The sequence below is a fragment of the Mycobacterium sp. RTGN4 genome (assembly GCF_033804635.1).
GTDB lineage: Bacteria > Actinomycetota > Actinomycetes > Mycobacteriales > Mycobacteriaceae > Mycobacterium.
This window is the reverse complement of record NZ_JAPZLB010000006.1, coordinates 1-21,808: the sequence shown is the minus strand read 5'-3', so window position 1 is coordinate 21,808 and position 21,808 is coordinate 1. Positions and strand designations below refer to the sequence as shown.

The window sequence follows — 21,808 nt, the reverse complement described above, 5'->3', positions numbered from 1 at the left end:
GCCAACGGGAGTGTGTATGCGCGCGCAACGAATTCAGGTGGTCGCATGACGATGTCGGCACCACAGGATCCTTGGGATGAGGACATCCAGCCCGTCGACCCGGAGCAGTTGCCGCCAGGGTTCTACTTTGCGCCCGGGCAAGAGCCGAAGCCGAAGTCCAGCGGGTTGAGCAGCGGGTTGAAGTGGGCGCTGTTGGTGATCGCCGTGGTGGTAGTGGTCGTCGCGGTCGTCATCGCGGTGTTGGTGAGCGGCGGATCGAGTAGTGCCGGCGCGGCCAGCTTTGTTTCGCCGGCGGCTTCACATTCATTCCTGGATACCGTCGGGGCTTAGTTCATGGCCACGTCGGTGCCATTCTCGGAACCCTTTGGATAACAGTCGGCCGATTGCCGCGGACTGCGCAGCTATCCGTCCTTTAGGCTGGTACCCAATGTTGTCCAGTACGTTCGAGCGCGAGCATTGCGTGGACTTGGGGAGTATGAAATTGGGTCGCCGTCAGGTGAGGGTGGGCGCATGAGTCTGCCACCGCAACCGGGTCAATGGGGCCCTGGTAACCCGCCGCCGTCAGGTCCCCCGCAGGGTTACCAGCCGCCGCCCGGTCCTCCGCAGCAGCCGCCTGGCTACTACCCGCAGCCGGGATGGGGTCCTCCGCCCCCGAAGCAGGGCAGTGGGTTGAAGTGGCTGCTGATTGCCGTCGCGGTGCTCCTCGTCATTGCGATCACCGTTGGGGTGACGCTGTTCTTCACGCGTGGTTCCGGTGGTGGGACGACAACGCCTGCAGCGAGCGACATTGCCAGTGCGAACGACACGGGGCCGGTTGCGATAATTACCGTTGAGCCGACGTGCGATAGCTGGCGTCCAATACAGAGCGCACTTGCCGCCTCGCAGTCCGACGCGTGGGGCAATCGCGACCCGTCGATTCCTTCGTCACAATGGACTCCGGTTCAGCGCTCGCAGTTTGAAGCTGCAGGAACCGGGATGCGCTCCGCCGCCGACCAGGCCGTGACGTTGGCCCGGCAGACGCCCCATCGCGTAATGCGTGAACTCTACGAACAGTTCATCGCCTACGGCCGGGCATACGCCGATTCGATCGCTGCCTACAAACCCAGCGACGACTTCCTCGCGCAGACCAATGTGAGCCTGTCCACAGCGATATCGTCGGTCTGTGACGCGATTAAGCACGGCGAAGTCATCGGCAAGACAGCTGCTGCACCATCAGCTGCAATGCCGTCTGAGATTGCAGATATCGGTGATCTGAGTAAGCCCGCTCGATTTTTGACCAAACCGCTCGCTGTGTGTAATGACTGGGTCAAGAAAACTGCGATATTTGATTCAAATTTACAAGCGTGGTCGAATATTGACACGACAATTTCGGCCGATCAATGGACTCCTGAACAACGTGATCTGCAGGAGTCGGCAGCCAAAACCATTGGTGCATACGCCTCCGACATCGAAGCCCTAGGCTCGGCGAGCGGCAATGGCGTATTCGCGGATTTTGCTGGTACAGCCGCGCTCTACTTTCAGGTTTTCGCCAACGCGATACAGAACTATACGGTTGCCGATTCGTATGTGGTAAATGTCGGTTTTGATCTGAAGAATGTCATTAGATCTGCATGTCAGGCCTCGGGGGTTTAGGAAGATGTCTAGTATTCCTAAACCCACTGGGGGGCGGCGAGACGAGATGACAGCACCGCCCGCATGGCCCGAAACTGACGAGGACACTCTTCAACAACGAATCGATCTGCTCCAAAATCTGCGTACCGAAGTTGATGGAGTGTTGGATACATGGAACGGTAAGAAAAAGTCGATTTTTAATCACAACGGCTGGTTCGGCGGAGCCGCAAACGCAGCTGAACGGACGGTCGACGCGGAAATCGCGAAGATGGAGGCTATGAAGCAGAGCCTCTCAGATGCTATCGACCTCTGCGCGAAGGCAAGACAAGCTGTCGTGGATGCTAAGAACGAGATAATCGCTGACACCAACGCGGCCCAAGACTATATCGATGAATTGGAAGACCAAGAAGGTGTCGGAAATTCCATCGAGCTCGCCGACAAGGTCGAGAGCAAGGTCCGCGAGACTCATCAAAAAAACACAGAGACCGTAGCTTCTCAATCCAACACTCTTGACGCAAGAGAGCCTGGGCCTAAGGCCCCCAATCGTTTCGTATCCGCCGGCTTTCGACCGGGTGGACCTCCCGGCAAGCAGCTACCGCCCGACCCGACGGTCTCACCGATAAGCCACCTCAACCAGCAAGGAAGAGCGGTCGCTCCCGAGGCCGCCGAAACGCCGCAAGTGCCAGCAGGTCCTCCACCGCGCCCCCACGTCGCCACCCCGACCCAGCAGGTGGCGCCTCAGGAATCCGGTACGCCGCCCCCGCATCGCCCTGGCCACCCGGGCGGGTCAGGTGCCATACCTGCAGAACCAGGCCCGGGGTCATCTCCTATTGACCCCGGAACACCTACAGCAGGACCGAGCGTGATGTCTGGACCCGGAGGCGGTGGCGGAGGCGGACCCTCGCCGTCAGGTCCTGGCAGCATCTCGTCCAACCCGACAACGAATTCGCCGTCAGGACCCGGGCAGTCCAGTCAGTTGACGGATCTGAAGAAAGACAATGCCCAAAGCACAACGACGCCGAACGCTGACTTGACTCCCGCCCAGCAACAGCAACAGATGCTCAGCGACATTTCCAAGGGCATCGACCAAGGCACTCAGGCCGCACAGGCCAACCCCATGGTCTCGCCCGCCAACGCTGCCCAACTACCCGTCAATCCTCAAGTTCCCGTTGATGCGCCCGCTGCGCCGCCGGCCACTGCGGGGCCCAGCGCAACGGGGGGCGGATTGCCCAGCGGCACAGGCCTTTCCAGCGGCGGCGGCGGTAGCTCCGGTCTGGCGCCGGTCGGTGGGATGTCGGGTCCTGCGCCGACGCCGATGCCGCTGGGTCCCCCGGCCACTCCGACACCGGCGGCACCCGTCGGCAGCGGAAGCGGCAGTGGTGGCACCGTCAGCGGTACTCCGGGTTCGACGCCGACCGGTCCGGGCGTGCACGCTGCGTCGACGGCCAACACGTCGGCGGCGGGTATCGCTGCGCCGGCGCCGATTCCGGTATCGGCGGCCCGCATGGAGCGCGATGCGATGGCTGCGTCGGCGGCCGCGGGTGCGGCGCGTCGTCAGAAGAACGGCGGAAACGACGCGCTGACATTGGCTCGGCGAATCGGTGCCGCGCTCAACGTCGGGGTGATGGATTTCGGGTTCTTCTGGGTGACGGGGCTGTGTGCCGACGGGACCGTCGTGGTGGCCAACAGTTACGGCCTGGGCTACGTCCCCGACGGTGTCAATCTGCCCGCCCAGGTTCAGCTGGTGACCGCTGATGAATCGATTGCGCCCAGTGAGCGGGCCAAGTGGGCGACCTATCCGATTCTGGCGATCCAGGGTTGGGCCCAGGCGCACAGCCAGAAGCTGCGCGCGATCATCGCGACCGAGGCGCAGTTCGCGAGCTTCGATCCGGGCACCGCGAAGGTAGTGCTGCAGCCCGACGACATTCCCGAGACCGGAAAGATGGAGGGCCGCAGCCGACTCGAGGTCATCGCACCTGCAGCGGCGTCGCGGTTGGCCTCGGTCAGCGATGGCGGTCTGATGGAGCTGCTGCCCCCGGCGCCTGCGGATCCGCAACCACCGGCCGACGACTCGGCGATGCTGTGGTTCGACCTGTGTAAGCCGTTGATGAGCACGATGCCCGACCGCGGCGTGGCGCACCTCGAAGCCTTCGTCACCTACGCCGAACACGCCCAAGACCTCGCGCTCTACCGGGCCCACACCGCACTGGACGGGCCAACTCAACGGGCAGCCATCGCCGACTGGGTCTACTGGCAACACCTCGGCGTGCTGATGTCAGACGCCCTCAGCGCCGAGGCATCCGTCTAGTAAGTCAGTACTGCAGACAATTCCGAAGTAGCGGCAAGCTAGTTCGAGAAACCGACCGCACCGAGTGCCCCGGCCGACGATTGATCGGTCGACTAATATTGCTGCGCAGCGCTTTCCAAGCTCTGTCCGTAGGTTCGCGCGCCGTCCGCAAGAGATTTCATCTGCGTAGCGATGTTCTCCGCCGCCGTCAAGCACGCTGGGCCCGTGGCCAATTGGGCCACTCCTGATGCGGCATTGTGCAGCGGCTCGTCGGCCCGGAGGTCGGAAAGCTCGTTGCCGACGTGTTCGAACTGTGCACCCGTGGACCGCAGCACGCTCGGTTCGACCTTGAGTACCGGGCCTCCGGGCGTGGTCATACGAACGTCTCCGGTCCTGATTCAGCGGGCCGGGTCTGAGCGGGCGGCTTCTGGTCCGCGGGCGGCGCGACAGGAGCCTGCTCCGCGGCGTGCGGCTGGTCGGCAGCCGCGCCTTCGTGCGCTTGCTCGGCCTTCGCCGGTTCGTCTGGACGCGTTCGTGATTCGTCGCCCTTGTGCTCACCGGTCAGTTGAGCATCACTGACGGAGGAGTCGCCGTCCTGCCCGAGTCCTCCGGTCAACTGGCTGACCTGCTGCACCGCGCTCTCCACGCCCTGCATGACGGTCTGCGGCACCGCCGCCGCCATGCCGACCGCCTGCCCCGCCATCTGCATCGGCATGCTGATCATCTGGCCCATTTGGCCCATTGCGCCCGCCCCCGAAGCGGCCGAGCCGCCCGCGGCGGACGCGGCTGTCGCGGCGCCGGGCGCTCCGGCGGCGGCCGTCCCGGCTGCAGGCGCACCACTGGACGTCCCAGCCCCAGCCGCTCCCGAACCCGGAGCACCGGAAGCAGGCGCATCAGCACCGGGCGTCCCACCGCCTACGGAAGCAGGCGCACTAGCGGTGGCAGGCGGGGCGCTGACGGGCGCATCCCCACCGACCTTGCCGCCCACGTGATTCGGGGTGGAAAAGCCCGTGCGCTCCACCGGGCCGCCGCCCTTGAAACCCACCACGCCCTGCGCACCACCGAGGCCGCCGCCAACGCTGGGGCTACCCGACTTGTCGAACGTGTGCTGTTCGATTTGCTTCGCCAGTTGCTCGTCCGTCTGGTCGTACTTTCCGCCGGCAGCGGCGATCTTGCCCCCGATCTGGGTGGCGCTGGTCTTTAGTTCCGGCAGACCGGTTTGAATGGGAGTCTCGAGCTTCGCCAATCCTGTCGCGATCTTGGCCGAGATGGGGTCGGTGCCGGCAGTGGCGAAAGGTGCTGGGGGAGCGGGAATATTACCCGCCGAGGAAACCAGGTCGTTGCCCACATTGTTCAGCAACTTTCCATCTACACCAAGCGTCTCAGCCGAACCACCCGTGCCACGCATATATCAGAACCTGATGTTCCGGAGGGCGTCGTAGACGCCGGCGATCCAGAGCAGCATCGGGATCACCGCTGCGATGGTGGTGCCATCGAGTAGCTCGAGGATCCGCTTGGTCACCGGGGACACCCGGCGCACCCCTTCGGTGGCGCCCACCAAAATCAGCGCCACGACGACCAGCACCGCGTAGATGGCGATGACGAGCCAGGCGCTCTGCGGATACCAATCGCACAGCTTGATCGTGACGCCGGTCGGGATGATGACCGCGGCACCCAACAACGCCCAGGCACACCAACGTTCGGCGTACAGCCGCGAGCGGAACCCGCAGACCGCGGTGACGAGGCCGGCCACGATCAGGCTGTGCAGGAAGAAGTGCCCCTGCACCACCACCGCGATCGCACCCATCGCCAATACCAGCGCGCCCGCCGTCAGAAACCCGATGAGCAGGTGCTTCGACAGCTGGCTGCGCTCGCTCAACCGCGCGGCGGACTCCGGAACCGAGGCGATGATCGCCTGCCACGTCGGGGTTTCGCCTTCCGCGTCACGACTCGAAACCGCATCCAGCAGTTCGTCATTGGCAACGGTCTCACCCGGCGCCGGGATCGGCGGCAGGGCGATTCGGGCCACCGCGACAGTCAGCTTGGCGGCGTTCGTGACGACGATGAGGCCGAACGCGATGGCGCCCGCAGGCACCCATTCCTGCCATCCGTAGCCATACGCGATGCCTGCCGCGGTAGCCGCAACGGCAGCCACCGAAAGAAACGACGCGACCTCGGCGCGCTTGCGCGGACCACCGCGAGTTGCCAAGACGAGGAGCAGCACCACGGCGGCGGCTCCCGCCAGCTGTGGCGCACCAAGCCCGTCGACCCCTTGCGGCAACGGAATTGCCAGCGCCGCTGCGCCTGCGAGCAGCGGCAGCGCCGCCACCAGCAGGCTCTCGGTCATGTCGATGTTGCCGAAACGGCTCTGCGCAAGCATGCTGCCGCCGAGCACGCCGAGCCCGACCACCGCGAGCGCCACCGTCCACCACCAGCTGTGGTTCGTCGCCGACCATGCGCGCAGGGCCAAGCCCGTAATGATGAAGGCAATGATCGGAATCGCCAGTCCGACGAACCGATTCAGCGCCGTCCGGTCGAACTCTGGCGACTCGTCGAGCACCGCGATCGCGTCGATGACGTCCTCGACGAGCGGTCGGTACCGCTCGGTGCGGCTGACCGACACCAGGGTCAGCAGCGCACCGTCGACCACCCCGGCGTCATCGAGCGATTCGCTGGCCTTCAGCGGCGGAGCCCCGGGCCGCGCAAACGCCCACTCACCCTGCGCCTTGAAGTCGAAGCCCGCCAACACATCTGCGGGAGAGTCCTCCAACAGGTCGGCAAGTACCGTCACGGTTTCGTCGATGTAGGTCTCGATGTTGGCCGCCGCAGGCAGAACGAGGTCTGTCATGCGGCGGCCCGTCAGGATCGTGACCCGGGTCGTCGACGGCCGACCGGGCGTCACGCCCGGCGTGCTGGTTGCGGCGGCCGTGGTGGTCAACGGCGTTCGAGCCTGTCGAAGTCGTCGGATAACGCGGCGGCCAACTCGGTGATCCGTCTGCGGAACGTTTCGCCAAGCAGATCGAGTTGGATCTCGGTGCCCGCGGCGATGTGCTTGTCGTAGGGCAGCACGATGACGCGGCCAGGAGGCACGTGCCGTTCGAACTGCTGCACCAGATCTTCGACGTCGATGTTGGGCTTACCGGGTACGACGTGGTTGATGACCACGCACGAGCGGCCGAGCAGATCCTGATATCCGTTCTGCCGCAACCAGTCCATGGTCACCGCGGCTTGCCGCGCGCCGTCGATCGAGGCGCTCGCGACGATCACCAAACCAGCGACCGTCGACAACACCCCGCGCGACGCGGGCTGGAACAACCCTGCGCCGCCGTCGGCCAGCACCAGGTTGTAGTACCGCGAGACGACGTCGACGGTGCCCTTCCAGTCGTCGTCGTTGAACTCACGGCGGGCGCCGCTGTACTCCTCCGACGACAGCACCTCGAGGTTGGAGCCATTCATGCTCGTGTATGCGCGAATGTCGTTGTAGCGGTTCAGTTCCTTGTCCGAAAGCAGGTCTGCGACGGTGGCCGCGGACTGCCGTCCGGCCCGGTCGGCCAGGTTGCCGCCATCCGGGTCGGCGTCGACGGCCAGAATCCGGTCGCCGCGGATTTTGCTCAGCGTGGAACCGAGTGCCACCGTCGTGGCCGTCTTGCCGACGCCGCCCTTCAACCCGAAGACGCCGATCTGGTAAGAGTCGCGTGCGTTGCGGCGGATCCGCGCGTGCAGATCCATCTCGTACAGCTCGTCCGGCGACAGGCCGAGGTTGATCCGCGTGAGCATGTAGATGACGTGACGCCAGCCGTGCTGGGACGGCATCTTGACCGCCGACCGCACGCCGACGTGTGAAAGTGCGTCAATGGCACGGTGATTGCCGATGCTGGCGGCCGAGGTCGGCACTGGGCCCGACGCCTGCTGCTGCGCGGCCGTGCCCCACACTGCCCGGGTCTCGGCCTGCGCTTCGGCGAAGTGCTGCGACGGCGACGGCGTGGCCGCCTGCCGGGCTTGCGAGGCCTGCGTCGGCCGGGCCGGCTCGTAACGCGCTCCCGCGGACGTCGGCGCCTGCGGCGCTCGCATCATCCCGTTCTGGACGCGCGGCGTTCCGGCGGCCGGGCGCATCTGACTGGTGACCTCGGCCGGGTTCGGCGGCGGCGGCGCGGTCTTCGGCGCGGCGGCCGCCTGGGTCTGCGTGGGCGCCACAGGCATCGGGCCGGACGGCCCGTCGGTGCGCCCCGGTGTTGCGGGCTTGGGTGCGGGTGTGGCGCCAACCACGGACTCGCGATCGACCGTCACCGTCTCGTCTTCGACCTGCGCCGGATCCGAGGAGTGGAAGAGCCGGTCATAGTCGGCCGACATGGGGAACCTCTCAAGAGTTGTGTGTGTACGCCGAAGCGCACATGAGGTGGGCGAACCAGAGTACCGGCCCGCCCACCCTCATGTTCGTTCGTGTTATGCGAACATCCCGGTCACGCCGGCTTCGGTCTGCGACATGGTGGAACCAGCTTCGCTGATAGTCTGCGCCAGATTCTGCAGCGCCTGGTTCAGTTCGTTCGAAGTGCTGTCCCAGCGCTGCTGGACGGCCTGGTAGGCCTCCGAACCCGAGCCACCCCAGACCGCGCCCAGCGCGGCCAGCGAGCCCTTGCCCTCGTCGAGCAGGCCCGCGGTAGTCGCGACGGACCCCTGGATCTCGCTCGATCCGCCCTCGATGCCTGCGAAGTTCCAAAGCTGTTCACTCATATTCTGTCTCCGTTTCTTGGTGTGGTGGTCAGAGGTTCATGGCCGAGGACAGCGAAGAGTGCTGATCCTCATCGGTCGAGGTGTACTGCGTGCCGGACTGGTGGATGTTGGACGAGATGTCGTTCAACTCCTGCACCTGACGGGCGGCCGCCTCGTGGAAACGCAGCATGGCGGCCTGAGCGGCCGTACCCGCCTGGCCGTGCCACTGCCCAGCCAGCGACCCTGCCGTCGACTCGACCTGAGCGATGACGCTCTTGAGCTCACCCGAGATCCGCTCGAAGTTCGCTGCCTCCTTGGCGAGGACAGCGGCATCGGTATTCATCTGTGCCATCGTGATTTACCTTTTCTCTTTCCTGTGTCCTCACCACGGGAAATGGCGAGTCCTTCCGCCCCCTAGGGCCGGGAAGTCTTTGTTGTGTGACGAGCTACCACTCGTCGTCTTCATCGTCGAAGCTTTGGGGCAGCGGCGCCGGAGCAAGCAACGCCTGCCGGGTGCCGCCACTTTTGCCGCGTTCGCCGGCCATCCCCGCGGGGTTGCCGCCGCCCGACCCGACGGGTGCCTTGCCCGCGCCGTTGGCCCCTGGTGCGGCACCGACGGGCTCCGCCTCGACGGGCGTGGACGGAACTTCCGGCTTGCCGACGAGGTTGGACATCAGCGGCGTGCGCGACGACATTCCGCCCGCCCCGGGAAGGGACGCGGCGCGCACCAACCCTGCGCCGGAGCTCATCCCCGTGCCACCGACCAGCGGGTGGTTGGACAGCGGGCTGGCCCCCATCAGGCCAACCTGCTGGTTGGACCCGCTGAACATCGAAGTGACCTGCTGCAGCGGTGACATCAACTGCTGCATCGGCTGGGTGACCATCTGGCCCATCTGCTGTGGGAGCTGGACCAACGTCGAACCCAGCTGCGACGCCATCTGCGTGGCCATCTGGACACCCATCTGAGCCGGCTGTTGCGACTGCTGGCTCTGCTGGCTGGCCTGCTGCCCGGCGTTTGCCCCCTGCCGGGCCGCGCCCTCGCCTCGCTCAGCCACCATGTTGCCTTGGCCGACCATCCGCCCCGTCGTCAAACCGACGGACTCGACGGTGGCCTGCGCCGTGACGTGAGCGAAGGACGCCTCCCGTACCGCAGCACCCGGCGCCATGGCCGCCGTCATGCCCACAGCGCTGGCCGCCGTGCCCTCGCCGACGCCCGACATGACCATCGGCTGCAGCGGCATGATCGGCTCGAACACCGTGTTCAGGCCCGTCTCCGCCGCGTAGCTGTCCATCACCAGGGCCGCCTGCGTCCACATCCGGACCCAGTAGTCCACCTCGTGGACGCCGATTGGCACGGTGTTCACGAAGAAGAAGTTGGTGTCGTACAGCACCTGCGTCGTGACGCGGTTGGTCTCGATCTCGGGAAGCGGTGGCGTGGTGGTCAGTGCGGTGGTGTACGCCGTGGCCTGGGCCGCCGCCTGCAACGACCGCTTCATCGCCTGCAATGACGTCATGCGGAGCCAGATCACCATCGGCATGGTGGCCGACACCGCACGCTCGCTTGCCGCACCCGACCAGGCCGACGCCAAGGAGGCGAGGCTGGCCTGCAATTCGTCGGCCTGAGTCTCCAGCAAGATCGAGAACGCCTCCCACCCCGCCGCGGCCTGAAGCATCGGCGCCGGACCGGCACCGACCATCAACCGCGAGGTGTTTACCTCGGGCGGCATCGCGTGCCAATCCATGGTGGGAATTGCGGGTAGTGCGACCATGATTTGCTGGAGGCTCGTCTCGAAGTCAGAGAGGTGATGTGTCTATTACGACAGGACGGTGGCGTTGGCGCCGTCAACGGTGGTGTAGACACCAGCCGCTTCCGCATACGCCGCGCCGGTCCTGGTCAGCTCTTCCTGAGCCAGTGCATTGAGCGCCATCGACTCCATGCCCTCGGTGGCGAAAGCCATCGCCGCCTGCATCGAAACCTCTTCTGCACCTGCGGGAACGAGTGCCGTGACCGCGGCCCCTGCGGCCGTGCCGCCAGCGAGCCCGCGAGCGCCGTTGGCGACGACCTGAGAGCCGACTGCCACTGCTGCTGGGTTGTGGGACATGGGTTGCATAGCGAATACTCCCTTTGTAATTCGAGCGGACTACAGGTTCACCGAATCGGGAACACGATGACTTTGCGTCATGCGCATTGGATCGTCCCCCGATCCGTTTGCTACATCGTTGTCGCCAGCGTTGCTGAACGTCTGCGGGAAATATTACCGGCCCTTTGGGGGTGGTGCTTACACTTCTTCTTCGGGTGGGTCCACATAGGCCGCCTGAATGACTTCCTTGCCATCCGGTGTGACCAAAAACGCCTGGCCAGGAGGCCTGCGTTTGACTTTGATCTCGCTCGACGGAAAGTCCGTCTTCTCGCCAGAAAGAAACATCGTCGGCGAACCCGCCCCGAACGCGGCCCCCACGAACTTGTCCATGGTGGCGCGGTGCGCCTGACTCATCTGGCACGTCACGATGACGTGCAGCCCGATGTCTGCCGCCGCAGGTAGCAGCGGTGACAGGGGTGCCATCGGCGGCATCACACCACTGGCCGCGACGATCATGTGCCAGTCGTCGACGACCAGCACGACGTCCGGACCCGTCCACCACGAACGGGCCCGCAGCTGCGCGGTGGTGAGGTTTGCCGGAGGCAACCGCTTCTGCAGGTTCGTCGCCAGCGCCTTGATGGCCTCCTCGAGCGAGGCGTTGTTGCGGTTCACCCCGCCCGCGTCCAGCAGATGGCTCTGCGGGATGGCGTCGAGCAGGCCCGACCGGTAGTCGGCCAGCATGAACCGCACTTGCTGCGGACTGTTGCGGGCGCAGATCGCCGACGCGACCGCGTGCGCGATGCGCGTCTTGCCGGACTTCGGGGCGCCGAAGATCAGCAGGTGCGGCGTCGTGTGCATGGGGTTGTACGCCACCGACAGGTCGGACTCGCGGAGCCCGAGCGGCACCGTCCACCGCGTGCGGTAGTCGCTCTCGGGTCCTGGCGGCGCCGGATCGAGGTCCCGCAGGTAGATGCGATCGGGGAGCACCCGCACCTGGGGTGCCTGGTCGGTGTGCAGCGTGCCGATGTGCTGCACGGCCGCCGTCATGGCAGGCACCATGTCGAGGGCGCTGTGCACGCCGTCCAGACGTGGCACCCCGATCATCAGGTGGTGCTTCTCCATCGAGATCGCGCGACCGGGCCGGTTGGACGGGATCTCGCGCGTGATGCGGTCGACCTGCGTCTCGTTGACGTCACCGAGTCGGAACTCGACCTTGGTACCCAGATAGTCGCGCACGCGAGCCTTCAGCTCCGTCCAGCGCGGTGTCGAGATGACGGTGTGCACGCCGAACGCAAGGCCCTGGCCCGCGATGTCCTGCACGACGGGTTCGAGGTCGGGGAACTCCGACACAAAGGCCGGCCACCCGTCGATCACCAGGAAGACGTCACCGAACGGGTCGGCGGATGCCGGGTGGCTGGGATCGTCGCGCAGCTGTCGATACGTGGCGATCGACCCAACCCGATGCTGCTTGAACATCGCCTCGCGTTGCCGCAGCACCGCTTTCATCTCGGCGACCATGCGGTTGACCTTGTCGGGTTCGGACCGCGTCGCGACGCCACCGACGTGCGGCAGGTCCTCGAGGTACATCAAGCCGCCACCACCGAGGTCGATGCAATAGAACTGCACCTGCCGCGGCGTGTGCGTCGCGGCCGCCGACAGCAGCATCGTCTGCAGGAACGTGGACTTACCGGTCTGGGGTGCGCCACCGATCGCAATGTTGCCGCCCGCGGCGGATACGTCGATGCCCCACACTTCCTGGCGATGCCTGCGCGGTTCGTCCATGATGCCCAGCCCGAACCGCAGTGGCTGACGACGGTCGCGTTCGACCAACTCGTTCACCGGTGCCGGATCCGTCAAGGGCGGCAACCACATTCGGTAGGCGCGGATCTCCCCGGTGGCCAGCTGGCTCAACACAACCTCGCGTAGGACGCGCTGTTCGGGCTCTACTGTCACAATGTCACCGCCTCTGCGATCGGGGTTGCCGTGAACTGATGGATCCGCACCCGACCCTGGGCGGCATGCCTTGGCACGACCTCCCCGACGTCGTCCACCGTCTCCGTTGGCACGTAATTGGTTCCGGTGTAGACGCTCTGGAACTTCACCGGGTCCTCCATGCCGACCCGCACGAATCCGACGCCGCTTTCCTTGTTGGTGATGTACTGCGCCTCAGGCGTTCCGATCACGGCCTTCGACTCCGCCGAACTCGTGGTGCGCAGCGCGATGCGGTAGGTCAGGTTGGGCTCCAACTTGTCGATGCGCACGCCACCGGTGTTCAACGACTGCGTCGCGAGCAGCAGGTGCACGCGCAACGAGCGGCCGACGCGGCAGATCCGGTCGAACAACTGGATGAAGTCCGGGTGGTTCTGCAACAACTCGGCGAACTCGTCGACGACGACGAAAAGCGTTGGCAACGGCGGAAGTTCGGCGCCACGTTCGCGATGCTTCTCGTATTCCGCGACGCCAGAGAGCGCACCCGCAGCACCGACCTGGATGCCGGCCTGCCGCAGGATCGTCTGGCGTCGGTCCAGCTCGCCGGAGAGCACCTCGCCCATGCGGCTGACGAGTTCGGCTTCCTCTTCCATGTTCGTGACCACCGCCGCGGTGTGCGGCAGCTTCTCCATGCCGAGGAATGTCGAACCGCCCTTGAAGTCGGTGAGCAATAGGTTCACCTGGTCGGGATGATGCGTGGCCGCCAGCGAAAGAATAAGCGTGCGAAGGAATTCCGACTTTCCCGAACCCGTCGTACCGATGAGCATCCCGTGAGGTCCGGCACCGAACTCAGCGCCCTCCTTGATGTCGAGGTACATGATGTCGCCGGTCTTGAGTTCGTGCCCGAAGGGCACGCGCAGCCGGTCGCGGTCGGTGTCGCTGAACATGCGCCACCGGTTGGGCGTCACCTCTTCGATGGTCTGGGCGCCGACGATCTGGTGCCACTCGGTGGCGACCTTCTTCTGCACCCGGTTGCCCTTGTCGATGATGGTGCCCGTGATGGACCATCCCGCGAGCTTGCGCGCGATCCGGCCAGCCTGTTCGGGCGTCATGGAGTCAGAAGTGCTGGTGGTCAACCGGAACGGCGAGTTCGGGAGCTTGTCGTCGGCCGTGCCGTCGGGGTTGACCTTCAGCTTGTAGGCCGAACCCTTGTGGTTGCCGAGGGTGAGCACCGTGACACCTGCGCGTCCGTCGACGGGGAAGCCGGCCCGGCCGCCAGTCAGGTCGACGACCACGACGTACGGACCGGTCGGCATCGCGTCGGCGGTATGCGGACCACGCGCCGTCAGATCCGAGAGGCCGTCCGGGCGAGTGAAGACCAGCCGGGTGGCGCCCGCTGCGTCGGAATCGGTCTGGTGCTGGACGTGCGGCAACCACTTCAGCCAGGCCCAGGCCGGGTCCTCCGGGTTGTCGGTCAGCACGCGGATCTGGAGCAGGTCCGGTGGGTGGAACACGGCCAGGTGGCAGACCATCGCCGTCAGCAGACCCGCGGCGCCTGCCGGGTCGCCACCCACGGCAATGGTCGGAAAGGTGCGCAGCTGAAGGAGTTTCGGACAATCGTGGATCAAGCCGTGGGTGCGCAAGAACTTGGTCAGCCACATGTGGCTGACCGGCTCGAGGTGAGGCTGCGGAGCGGCCTGCGGGCCGACGAGTTCGGCGCCGACTGCGGGCTTCAACAATCGGTCGACGGCGGGCGCGGTGCCAAGCCCGAGGCGCGTCGCAGCGTAGAAGCCGTCATTGGCCTGCCGCGACCACTGCCGGTTGGTCCCGACGAGCGACAGCAGATCGTCCGGATGTGGTGCGTTGTAATTGAAGAACGTCACCTGCGCTGCCGCCGAAGACGTCACGCGGGTACGGAGCCCGGAGAGGTAGCGCAGGTACTCTCGGCGATCCGCATTGATCTCGGGGACTTTCTTGCCACCTGGACCGCCACCCGCCATGAACCCGACGGTGCCCATGATCATCATCAGCGGCATCATCAGCATGTAGGGCGAAAGTTGCCGCACGCCAGTGAAGATCATGATCGCGATCATGCCGAGCATGCCGCCGCCCATCACGTACGGCAGCATTTTCTGTATGCCCGACGCCGGGATCTCGATCCCGAGGTCGTCGGGTGGCGTCACGTTGATCTCGCCGGGCGTCAGCCGTGGCCCGCGCTTGATGGTCGGAGTGAACTTCTTCGTTGTCATCAGCCGCCTCCCGCTGGGACCGGTGAGTTGCCGCCAGGCATCTTTCGTGGGCTGGGATCGGCAGGCAACGTGTCGTGTTCGAGTAGCGCGGCCTGCTTGGAGAGCACCGGACCGTCGACAAGCAGGCTGACGACCTGCCACGGCGCCGTCGTAGGAGCCGTCAGCCCCAGCGCGTTGGCGGTGTCCTGGTTGGGTATGCCGTAGCGCACGCCCTGAGGGTCGACGTAATACAGGCTCTCGCCGTATCGGGGATCGGGCGACTGCAGCCGGATGAACTGGCCGCCGCTGATGAACACCGTTGAGTCGCCACCGATCTGGTTGATACCGGTGTTCAGTGAGCCGGCCGAGATGGGTAGCCTGCGCCCAGTGATGACCACCGTCTTCGGAGCCTGGTCACCTGGCTCGCGCTGCCACGACCAGCACAACGCAGGCGCTTCCTCGCGCAGGATCACGCTGAGCGGCTGGTCGGGTAGCGGCGACGGGTAGACCTGTTCGGCCACCTTGGCCACGTCGCTGGATTCCACGGAAGGTGGTGCGACCAACCCGAAGGAGTTGGTGGCGCGCAACGCGGCAGCGGTGGTGTCGTTGACCTTCGCCACCCCGTCGGGTAGCACCACGTACTTCTGATCACCCGCGTCGGTGACAGTCTGGAACACCGACCCGATCACCAGATTCGGCGGCAGGCCAAGGGTATTCGGGCCTCCGCCGGCGATGGCGGGCAACTGCCACGGGCCCGCGTTCGGCAAGGAGTTAAACAGTCCCTCCGAGATGGGCGTCGGCTTCGCGGTCACCGGAATGCCCACCGCCGAGGTCACCGCCCGGTCGGTCAGGTCGATGGAGTGCCTGCCGTTCTTCGTGATGAGCCAGTCTTGATCCTTGAACGAGACGAGCAGCCCCTGGTCCGGCCGCATGGGCCCGACGGCTCCGTCGGAGACCAGCGGCATCACCAGCACCGACGTCTCGATGGACGGGGCGACGCTCTCGACCTTGGTCACCATGTCGCACAGCGTCCACATCGATTCGGGCGCGCTCGCGGTGGGTGTTGCGTACGGCGCGCCAGGGATGCCGATCGGCTGGCCCTTCGGCATGCGGTTCAACTCTTCGGACTTGACCGCGTTGGGCGTCCCCGGATTTCCGAGCACCAGCCGCGCGGACGTCAAGTTGTACACCGGATGCAGCAGGCCACTGCCAGGCATGATGACGTAGAGCTGGTTGGTGGTCCGGTCGACCAGCAGGCTGTCCTCACCACGCTTGCCCAGTGGCTTGAAGTACGCCAGCAGCGCAGCGCCCAGGCAGACCAGCACCGCGATCACGATGCCGACCGACACCGCCCGGCTGTAGAACTGCAGTGGATCGTCGAACATGCGAGTATCCCGGCGCACGATCGCGTGCTCGACGCGACGGAGCAGAAAGCGCCAGCCGCTGACCTGAACCTTGGTGGTGAGTCGAAAGCCTGCCATGTGTTCAGTCGCCGACGTTCAGTCGTGCGTGGACGCCGTCGATGGCTGCGGCCATGTCCTCGCCATCGATCTCGCTGAGCTGCTCGACCCCGAGGGTCTCGAAGTCGACCGAGCGGGCCAGGCGCATGTCGCGCGCCTGCTCGCCGGCCTCCACCAGCTGGCGCGCGTAGCGGCCGTTGCCTGCGATGTCGAGTGCGGGCTTGTTGTTGAGCGTGCGCTGGCTGAGTAAGGTGGCGGCCTCGAGGATGCGCTTGGAGGCCTCCTCGCTCAAAGTCGAATCATTGCCCTTGGCAAGCACTTCCGCGATCTCGACGATCTCGTTCGGGCCATACGAATCGAACTCGACCCGGGTAGAGAACCGCGACCGCAGGCCGTCGTTGGTTTCCAGCAGCCGATCGATGTCGGCGCTGTACCCGGCGATGATGACGACGAGGCGATCGCGGTCGTTCTCCATGCGGGCCAGCAAGGTGTCGAGGGCTTCGGTGCCGAACGGGTCGGCTCGCCCGTCGCGCTCCTGCACCAGCGTGTAGGCCTCGTCGATGAACAGCACCCCGCCGACCGCACGGTCGATGGTCCGTGACGTCTTGACCGACGACTGACCTTCGTACTCCGCGACGAAGTCCTTGCGCGACGTCTCGACCAGCTTGGGCTCGGCGATCACGCCCAGTCCCGCAAGGATGTTGGCGACCACGCGGGCGATCGTCGTCTTGCCGGTACCAGGGGGTCCGGTGAAGATGATGTGCTTGGACTGCTGCGCGACCTTCATTCCGCGGGCGGCCCGCACGCGCGCCATTTGTGTTGCGGCGCGATATCTTTCGATTTGCTCCTTGACGCGACTCAGTCCGATTTGGCGGTCGAGCTCAGCCTGGGCCTCCGCCAGCAGTCGCTCGCGGCCGGAATTGTCCGCGGACACACTCGACGGGTCCCACGGATCGGAGCGGGACGCGATCTTCTCGGGCGTCGTGGTGACCAGTCGATAGGTCGGATCTCTCAGCGCGGCAGTGACTTTGGGCTCGGGATGGGTGGCCTGCAACCATTCGAGCAATGCGACGGCGGACTCTTCGTTGCCTTGGCTGCGACGCGTCATCGCCAGATACCACGCGATCGCGACTCCGCACGCCTCTCCCGCGGGAGACGAGTTCGACTCGGTGAGCCGGCGTTCGGATTCGGTGAACAGTCCGAGGTTGGCCGCTGCCACCCCGTGCGCGACCCCACCGGCGGCCCCGAGGAACTTGTCCGGCCACTGCGCGGAGCCCTTGACCTGGTCGATCACGTCCGTCCAGCGTTCGGCGGCCGAGTAGATGACGGCCTTGACCCAGGACACCAGGTGATCGGCCCCCGCGGTGGGCGCGCTGTCGAGGGCCTCCATGGCGTCGGCGTAGTTGCCCTCCGCGGCCTCGCGAACCGCGAAGCCGATGGTGATCGCCAGCGGTGAGATGATCGGATAGGTGATGTCACCGAACAACCCGCCGATGGGAACGCGGGCGTTGAGGCTGTTCATCGACAGTTCGGCGGCGCCGGCCAGCCGTCCGAAGTTGGCCCGCGAGAACCACGCCCGGAACAACGTCACCCGGTCGGCGTCCCCGCACCGCAGGCGCCCGACCCATGCGTCACAAGCGGTTTCATCCAGGCTCGTGATCTCACTGAACACCTCAAGCGAACGCGCGGGGGAATTCTCGAGCATGCCCACGGCGCTGCCGAAGAGCCCGGCCAAATGGTCACTCATGGTCGCTCGCATACCGGTGCGCGAAGACCTCCGCACGCGTCGCCGTCGCCTGCTCCGGAGAGGGTAGGTCGAGGTCCCGGTTGAGGAAGTCGCGCGTCGCGACCTCGTCATGGCCCTGTTGGTTCATGCCCTCGAGCATGAAGGAGAACTGCGCCGCTCGGGCGTCCTGGGTGGCGAGCCGGGCGATGACGACGATCTCCTCTGCTAGCTGCGTTTCGGTCAAGGTGGTTACTTTCGGGGATAGGTCGATCTCGTGGACGCGTCCGTCCGTGAACGTAGTCACGGTGACGGTTCCGGGTGGGTTCGTCACCGTGAACAGTGGCACCGCCGGCTGGTCGGCGCTGGGTGCAGCCTCGTCGGCCGGGCCGAAGTAGTCGTCTTCGGCGGCGTCGTCGGCCACCCCGCCGTCGTAGGTGGGCGCGTATTCCTCCAGCGCATCGAGGCCCGAGGCGTCCGACTGCTCGGGCGCGTCGGTCTGCTCGGGCGCGTAGAACGCCAGGGCCGCGAGCTCGTCGTGATCGTCGTCGTCACGCGGCGGATAGTCATCCACGAAGGGAGTGCCTTTCTCAGTCCGGGTAGGCGGTGTCGGCGTCGGCCCGATCGAACCAGGCCCCGGAAGGGAGGAATTCCACCAACCCGTCGATTGCGCGCTGGAGGTTCTCCGGGCTCCCGGGCAGGAAGCTTCCGTACAGCTCGCCGTTGACCCTGCGCGGAATCGACACGATGCGGCCCTGGCCGGAATCCAACACCCCGGCCGCAACGTCGGTGGTGGTGGTGGTGCCGCCGGGATGGCGCTCGGTGGCGGTGAGCTCCACCCAGCTGGTCGGATCGGTGATCAGATTCGCATACGTGCGAGCCGACACCGGATTGATGCCGAACTGCCCCAACTGGTTTGCGGTCTTCGCGTCGGCCAACATGCTGGACGGGGCGGTGAGCGGTTCCACGTCGACCGGAGTCGCCGAGCCGAGCACCACGTTCACCATGCCTGCCAGCCCAATCTGCGGTGCGACGCGTTGCAGCACCAGCAGCTCGTTGTCGCGGGCCGCGACGACGTGGCGATCGCCCTTGCGGCACACCACGAAACGCACCATCTTGCCGCCGAGGTTGCGCCGCCACCAACGCCCCTCCAGGGTCCGATCGGCCCGACTCAGCGTGTCGACCATGGCCGCCACCTCGGGGTGCGGGGTCCCGAAGACGTCGAGCACCCCCTGCGCGGCCAGGTCGCGGCCAACCTGTTCCCAGACGATGTTCCGCAGTTCGAGCTGCGGGATGTTGTTCCGGATTGCGAGCGCGGGCGGGAACTCCATCAGGTGGAGCTTGTCCGCGATGACGAGCATCCCGTCGATGGTGACCTCGACGGCGACCACGTCGTCGAGGTGGGTGGCTCCATTGCTACTCATGCCATAACCCTTACTTCTAGGCCGGACGCAGCTGTGCGTTGATCGCGCCACCGACGGCCTTGTCGACACCCGCGTAGGAGGCGGCGGACGCCTCCAACCGATCCTGCATGTGGCGCGACTCCGCGGCGGTTTGCGCACCGGCCTTGGCGCGGGCGCTTTCGGCAGCCGCAACCGCGACCGCCGTAGCCGACGAGATCGGACCGTGGGTGGTGCCGACCGCACCGGCCACGCCGTCGGCCGCGTCGGTGGCGGACCGGATTACGGCGGCCGCGTCACCTTGCTTGGCCGCCAACTCGCGCAGGTGCGCCTCGGTGACGCGCAACTCGGTGGACATGGACAACCCCCTTCTATCTATCTTGCTATGTCGTTGTCGCGGACGGCAGCACGATCGGATGATCCCGATCCAAGGTGACTGTCATCGGCTGGTCAAGCCGAGCCGGATCGACGTCCAACTCGACGTGGATGGGTGCGCGCCCGCCAAGCACATCACCGGGCGCCGCAACGGGCTTGCCGTGCTCGTCCTTGTCGTCCTGCTCTGCGCCTTCTTGCCCAGCGCCTTCTTGCCCAGCCTTGGCGGCTTCGGCTGCTTCAGCGTCTTTGGCGGCCTGCTCCTCTAGCTTCTTCTGCTCGGCCGCTTGTTCCTCGGGGCTCTTCGGGTCCGAAGAATGCTTCGTCGCGGCCTTGATCACCTCGGCCACCAGGGACGCCAAACCGCCGCCAGCACCAGCGGGTGTTCCGCCCAAAGCCGAAGGCACGCCCCCTAGCCCGCCGGCCGGGCCGCCACCGGACCCGTCGGACGCCTCGCCCGACGCTGGCTGCTCGGGCATCGTCGGGGTGGGGATGTCCGGCATGGTGGGCGTGTCCGAGGACCGCGCTGCGCCACCCGAACCCGAACCACCGCCCGAGCCAGTGCCGCCGCCGGTACCTGAACCTGCGCCGGTGCCTGGACCTGAACCGGCACGTGGCCCTGGGCCGGAACCGGGCCCTGGGCCGGGTCTCGAATCCGGCTGGGAGCGGGTAGGTCCGCCATACGTGCCGCCGTGCTCCGGAACGCAGCCAGGATCGCCCGTATCCCCTGCCGCGCTCGAGTACTGCCCGGCGAGTTGCTGTCCCGCGGCCGCGTTGGCGTCGACCTCGGCGGCCAACTTCTGAAGCTCCGCCGAGCAGGCACTCAACGCCTTGAGGACAGCTTGGAACTCCGCGGCTTGCTTGAGGGCCGGTCCCACTCCGGGAATGAGCCCATAACCGAAGCTGGTCAGCCCGAACTCGGCGAGCCCGTTGGATTCGTCGTCGAGCTTGGCTCTGGTGCGCGCGATTTGTCCGGCTTCGCGCGCGATGACCTGATGAAGTTGGTGGTCGAGCAGGGCCAGCTTGGTGGTGCGTCGTTCCTGCCTGGTGTCGGCGGCGGAGTATGCGTCCGACCCGGAGCCGGACCAATCCCCGCTGGGATGTGCGGACGTCAGCAAGTCGGTCGCCTGGCGGAAGCGTTGTTCGGCGTCGCCCAAACGGTCGCCCGTTTCGGGCTCGCCACTACCAGTCGTCTCACGCATGTCTGCGATGGCGGCCTGGCCCGCGGCGAGAATCGGTGAGGTCGCCGCGAGCAAGAACTTGTCCAGGCCGATGTTGCTGGCCCAGTCGACGAGCTTTCCACCGAGCCCGACCACTTCGTTCAGCTGAGCCAGGATCCCGACCCCTGGGTTGACCAGATCGATCAACGGGGTGTCGCCGAAGACGTCTACGACATCGATGACGGTCTCGCCGACGTCTTTGCCAACGTCGGTCACGAGGTCGCCCACATCCTCGACGACATCCCACAGCCCCATGCGATTCAACCCCTTCTCCGGATGTGAGCGTACCAGCGGATTTCGGTGCTTCACGCACCAATTCCGCTGCTCTGGTCGACGAGAGCGGGCCACTCGCGGGGCCGGGTGGCAACGTCAGCGAACGGGTTCAAAAGGGATTTTCGATGTGCAGCTACCCATTTTCGATCGATTCCGGGCCGCTTTGCCGGATTGAGCCGCGCCAACCGATTCCGCAGCTACCGATGCCCGAACGGGCCGGCAGATCGGTCGCTCGCCCACGCGGGGCGTCAACGGGTTCGCCCGCCGATACAGAAGATAGAGCCGGACTCGAGTTTGCTGGAGTGGCTTTTGACGCCTCCGCTCGCAGCTCGCTCACTCGCCATCACTGCGCCGTAGTTGATACTTGGAGAAACCCCGACAGTCGCGTCGTCCGATCCGACGGAGAAAGACATCTCACGAAGTTAAGAGTCAAGCCGCGAGTTGGAGAGGAGGTGGGAACGCAACGTGTTCGTCGTAGTGCAGGCCGGTGTGCAGGCAGTGGTGGAGTTGACCG

Annotated in this window: 19 protein-coding genes; 3 read left to right on the top strand and 16 right to left on the bottom strand. The window is 65.9% G+C overall.

The window, feature by feature from the left end; translation table 11 throughout:
- Window positions 1-45 precede the first annotated feature (45 nt).
- The 3 genes from SLQ30_RS14270 (at window position 46) to SLQ30_RS14260 (ending at window position 3,919) form a co-directional block, all read left to right on the top strand.
- The gene (locus SLQ30_RS14270) at window positions 46-330 is read left to right on the top strand and encodes a hypothetical protein (RefSeq protein ID WP_319450279.1); all 285 of its coding nucleotides are present in this window, start codon (window positions 46-48) and stop codon (window positions 328-330) included.
- 339 nt (window positions 331-669) lie between these two features.
- Window positions 670-1,632 (top strand): hypothetical protein, encoded by a 963-nt coding sequence (locus tag SLQ30_RS14265; RefSeq protein ID WP_319450280.1) that lies wholly within the window; start codon window positions 670-672, stop codon window positions 1,630-1,632.
- 1,036 nt (window positions 1,633-2,668) lie between these two features.
- The gene (locus tag SLQ30_RS14260; RefSeq protein ID WP_319450281.1) at window positions 2,669-3,919 is read left to right on the top strand and encodes a secretion protein EccK; all 1,251 of its coding nucleotides are present in this window, start codon (window positions 2,669-2,671) and stop codon (window positions 3,917-3,919) included.
- A 92-nt stretch (window positions 3,920-4,011) separates the two neighbouring features.
- Here SLQ30_RS14260 and SLQ30_RS14255 read toward each other — a convergent pair whose 3' ends face one another.
- The 16 genes from SLQ30_RS14255 to SLQ30_RS14180 all read right to left on the bottom strand — a co-directional run bounded on the left by SLQ30_RS14255 (window position 4,012) and on the right by SLQ30_RS14180 (window position 21,276).
- Window positions 4,012-4,275 (bottom strand): type VII secretion target, encoded by a 264-nt coding sequence (locus tag SLQ30_RS14255; protein ID WP_319450282.1) that lies wholly within the window; start codon window positions 4,273-4,275, stop codon window positions 4,012-4,014.
- Window positions 4,272-5,306 (bottom strand): hypothetical protein, encoded by a 1,035-nt coding sequence (locus SLQ30_RS14250; RefSeq protein WP_319450283.1) that lies wholly within the window; start codon window positions 5,304-5,306, stop codon window positions 4,272-4,274. The genes SLQ30_RS14255 and SLQ30_RS14250 overlap by 4 nt, the downstream gene beginning before the upstream one ends.
- A gap of 3 nt (window positions 5,307-5,309) precedes the next feature.
- Window positions 5,310-6,836: a type VII secretion integral membrane protein EccD gene (gene eccD, locus SLQ30_RS14245; RefSeq protein ID WP_319450284.1), complete on the bottom strand. Its 1,527-nt coding sequence runs from the start codon at window positions 6,834-6,836 to the stop codon at window positions 5,310-5,312.
- Window positions 6,833-8,248, bottom strand: coding sequence for a MinD/ParA family protein (locus tag SLQ30_RS14240; protein WP_319450285.1), 1,416 nt, complete (start codon window positions 8,246-8,248; stop codon window positions 6,833-6,835). The genes eccD and SLQ30_RS14240 overlap by 4 nt, the downstream gene beginning before the upstream one ends.
- A gap of 93 nt (window positions 8,249-8,341) precedes the next feature.
- On the bottom strand, window positions 8,342-8,629 hold the full coding sequence (locus tag SLQ30_RS14235; RefSeq protein ID WP_319450286.1) for a WXG100 family type VII secretion target: 288 nt from the start codon (window positions 8,627-8,629) through the stop codon (window positions 8,342-8,344).
- Between the two features lie 28 nt (window positions 8,630-8,657).
- Window positions 8,658-8,960 carry a WXG100 family type VII secretion target gene (locus tag SLQ30_RS14230; RefSeq protein ID WP_319450287.1) on the bottom strand — a complete coding sequence of 101 codons (303 nt, stop codon included), beginning with the start codon at window positions 8,958-8,960 and terminating at the stop codon, window positions 8,658-8,660.
- 94 nt (window positions 8,961-9,054) lie between these two features.
- Window positions 9,055-10,377 (bottom strand): PPE family protein, encoded by a 1,323-nt coding sequence (locus SLQ30_RS14225; RefSeq protein WP_319458320.1) that lies wholly within the window; start codon window positions 10,375-10,377, stop codon window positions 9,055-9,057.
- A 45-nt stretch (window positions 10,378-10,422) separates the two neighbouring features.
- On the bottom strand, window positions 10,423-10,719 hold the full coding sequence (locus tag SLQ30_RS14220) for a PE domain-containing protein (protein ID WP_319450289.1): 297 nt from the start codon (window positions 10,717-10,719) through the stop codon (window positions 10,423-10,425).
- A gap of 168 nt (window positions 10,720-10,887) precedes the next feature.
- The gene (eccCb, locus tag SLQ30_RS14215; protein WP_319450290.1) at window positions 10,888-12,642 is read right to left on the bottom strand and encodes a type VII secretion protein EccCb; all 1,755 of its coding nucleotides are present in this window, start codon (window positions 12,640-12,642) and stop codon (window positions 10,888-10,890) included.
- Window positions 12,639-14,867, bottom strand: a complete 2,229-nt coding sequence (gene eccCa, locus SLQ30_RS14210) for a type VII secretion protein EccCa (protein WP_319450291.1) — start codon at window positions 14,865-14,867, stop codon at window positions 12,639-12,641. Before eccCa ends, eccCb begins: the two co-directional genes overlap by 4 nt.
- Window positions 14,867-16,327 (bottom strand): type VII secretion protein EccB, encoded by a 1,461-nt coding sequence (gene eccB / locus SLQ30_RS14205; RefSeq protein ID WP_319450292.1) that lies wholly within the window; start codon window positions 16,325-16,327, stop codon window positions 14,867-14,869. The genes eccCa and eccB overlap by 1 nt, the downstream gene beginning before the upstream one ends.
- Window positions 16,328-16,331: 4 nt before the next feature.
- Window positions 16,332-18,053, bottom strand: a complete 1,722-nt coding sequence (gene eccA, locus SLQ30_RS14200) for a type VII secretion AAA-ATPase EccA (protein WP_319450293.1) — start codon at window positions 18,051-18,053, stop codon at window positions 16,332-16,334.
- The gene (locus SLQ30_RS14195; RefSeq protein ID WP_319450294.1) at window positions 18,046-18,603 is read right to left on the bottom strand and encodes a YbaB/EbfC family DNA-binding protein; all 558 of its coding nucleotides are present in this window, start codon (window positions 18,601-18,603) and stop codon (window positions 18,046-18,048) included. Before SLQ30_RS14195 ends, eccA begins: the two co-directional genes overlap by 8 nt.
- A 16-nt stretch (window positions 18,604-18,619) precedes the next feature.
- Window positions 18,620-19,453 (bottom strand): ESX secretion-associated protein EspG, encoded by an 834-nt coding sequence (locus SLQ30_RS14190; RefSeq protein WP_319450295.1) that lies wholly within the window; start codon window positions 19,451-19,453, stop codon window positions 18,620-18,622.
- Between the two features lie 16 nt (window positions 19,454-19,469).
- Window positions 19,470-19,787, bottom strand: coding sequence for a type VII secretion target (locus SLQ30_RS14185; RefSeq protein ID WP_319450296.1), 318 nt, complete (start codon window positions 19,785-19,787; stop codon window positions 19,470-19,472).
- 25 nt (window positions 19,788-19,812) lie between these two features.
- On the bottom strand, window positions 19,813-21,276 hold the full coding sequence (locus SLQ30_RS14180; RefSeq protein WP_319450297.1) for an EspA/EspE family type VII secretion system effector: 1,464 nt from the start codon (window positions 21,274-21,276) through the stop codon (window positions 19,813-19,815).
- Window positions 21,277-21,808: the final 532 nt, after the last annotated feature.

What these genes read in the sequence shown, in the direction of transcription:
- SLQ30_RS14270 (WP_319450279.1), top strand. Translation starts at nt 46, where the DNA reads ATGACGATGTCGGCACCACAGGATCCTTGGGATGAGGACATCCAGCCC.
- SLQ30_RS14260 (WP_319450281.1), top strand. Translation starts at nt 2,669, where the DNA reads ATGCTCAGCGACATTTCCAAGGGCATCGACCAAGGCACTCAGGCCGCA.
- SLQ30_RS14255 (WP_319450282.1), bottom strand. Translation starts at nt 4,275, where the DNA reads ATGACCACGCCCGGAGGCCCGGTACTCAAGGTCGAACCGAGCGTGCTG.
- SLQ30_RS14250 (WP_319450283.1), bottom strand. Translation starts at nt 5,306, where the DNA reads ATGCGTGGCACGGGTGGTTCGGCTGAGACGCTTGGTGTAGATGGAAAG.
- SLQ30_RS14240 (WP_319450285.1), bottom strand. Translation starts at nt 8,248, where the DNA reads ATGTCGGCCGACTATGACCGGCTCTTCCACTCCTCGGATCCGGCGCAG.
- SLQ30_RS14235 (WP_319450286.1), bottom strand. Translation starts at nt 8,629, where the DNA reads ATGAGTGAACAGCTTTGGAACTTCGCAGGCATCGAGGGCGGATCGAGC.
- SLQ30_RS14230 (WP_319450287.1), bottom strand. Translation starts at nt 8,960, where the DNA reads ATGGCACAGATGAATACCGATGCCGCTGTCCTCGCCAAGGAGGCAGCG.
- SLQ30_RS14225 (WP_319458320.1), bottom strand. Translation starts at nt 10,377, where the DNA reads ATGGTCGCACTACCCGCAATTCCCACCATGGATTGGCACGCGATGCCG.
- SLQ30_RS14220 (WP_319450289.1), bottom strand. Translation starts at nt 10,719, where the DNA reads ATGCAACCCATGTCCCACAACCCAGCAGCAGTGGCAGTCGGCTCTCAG.
- eccCa (WP_319450291.1), bottom strand. Translation starts at nt 14,867, where the DNA reads ATGACAACGAAGAAGTTCACTCCGACCATCAAGCGCGGGCCACGGCTG.
- eccB (WP_319450292.1), bottom strand. Translation starts at nt 16,327, where the DNA reads ATGGCAGGCTTTCGACTCACCACCAAGGTTCAGGTCAGCGGCTGGCGC.
- eccA (WP_319450293.1), bottom strand. Translation starts at nt 18,053, where the DNA reads ATGAGTGACCATTTGGCCGGGCTCTTCGGCAGCGCCGTGGGCATGCTC.
- SLQ30_RS14190 (WP_319450295.1), bottom strand. Translation starts at nt 19,453, where the DNA reads ATGAGTAGCAATGGAGCCACCCACCTCGACGACGTGGTCGCCGTCGAG.
- SLQ30_RS14185 (WP_319450296.1), bottom strand. Translation starts at nt 19,787, where the DNA reads ATGTCCACCGAGTTGCGCGTCACCGAGGCGCACCTGCGCGAGTTGGCG.
- SLQ30_RS14180 (WP_319450297.1), bottom strand. Translation starts at nt 21,276, where the DNA reads ATGGGGCTGTGGGATGTCGTCGAGGATGTGGGCGACCTCGTGACCGAC.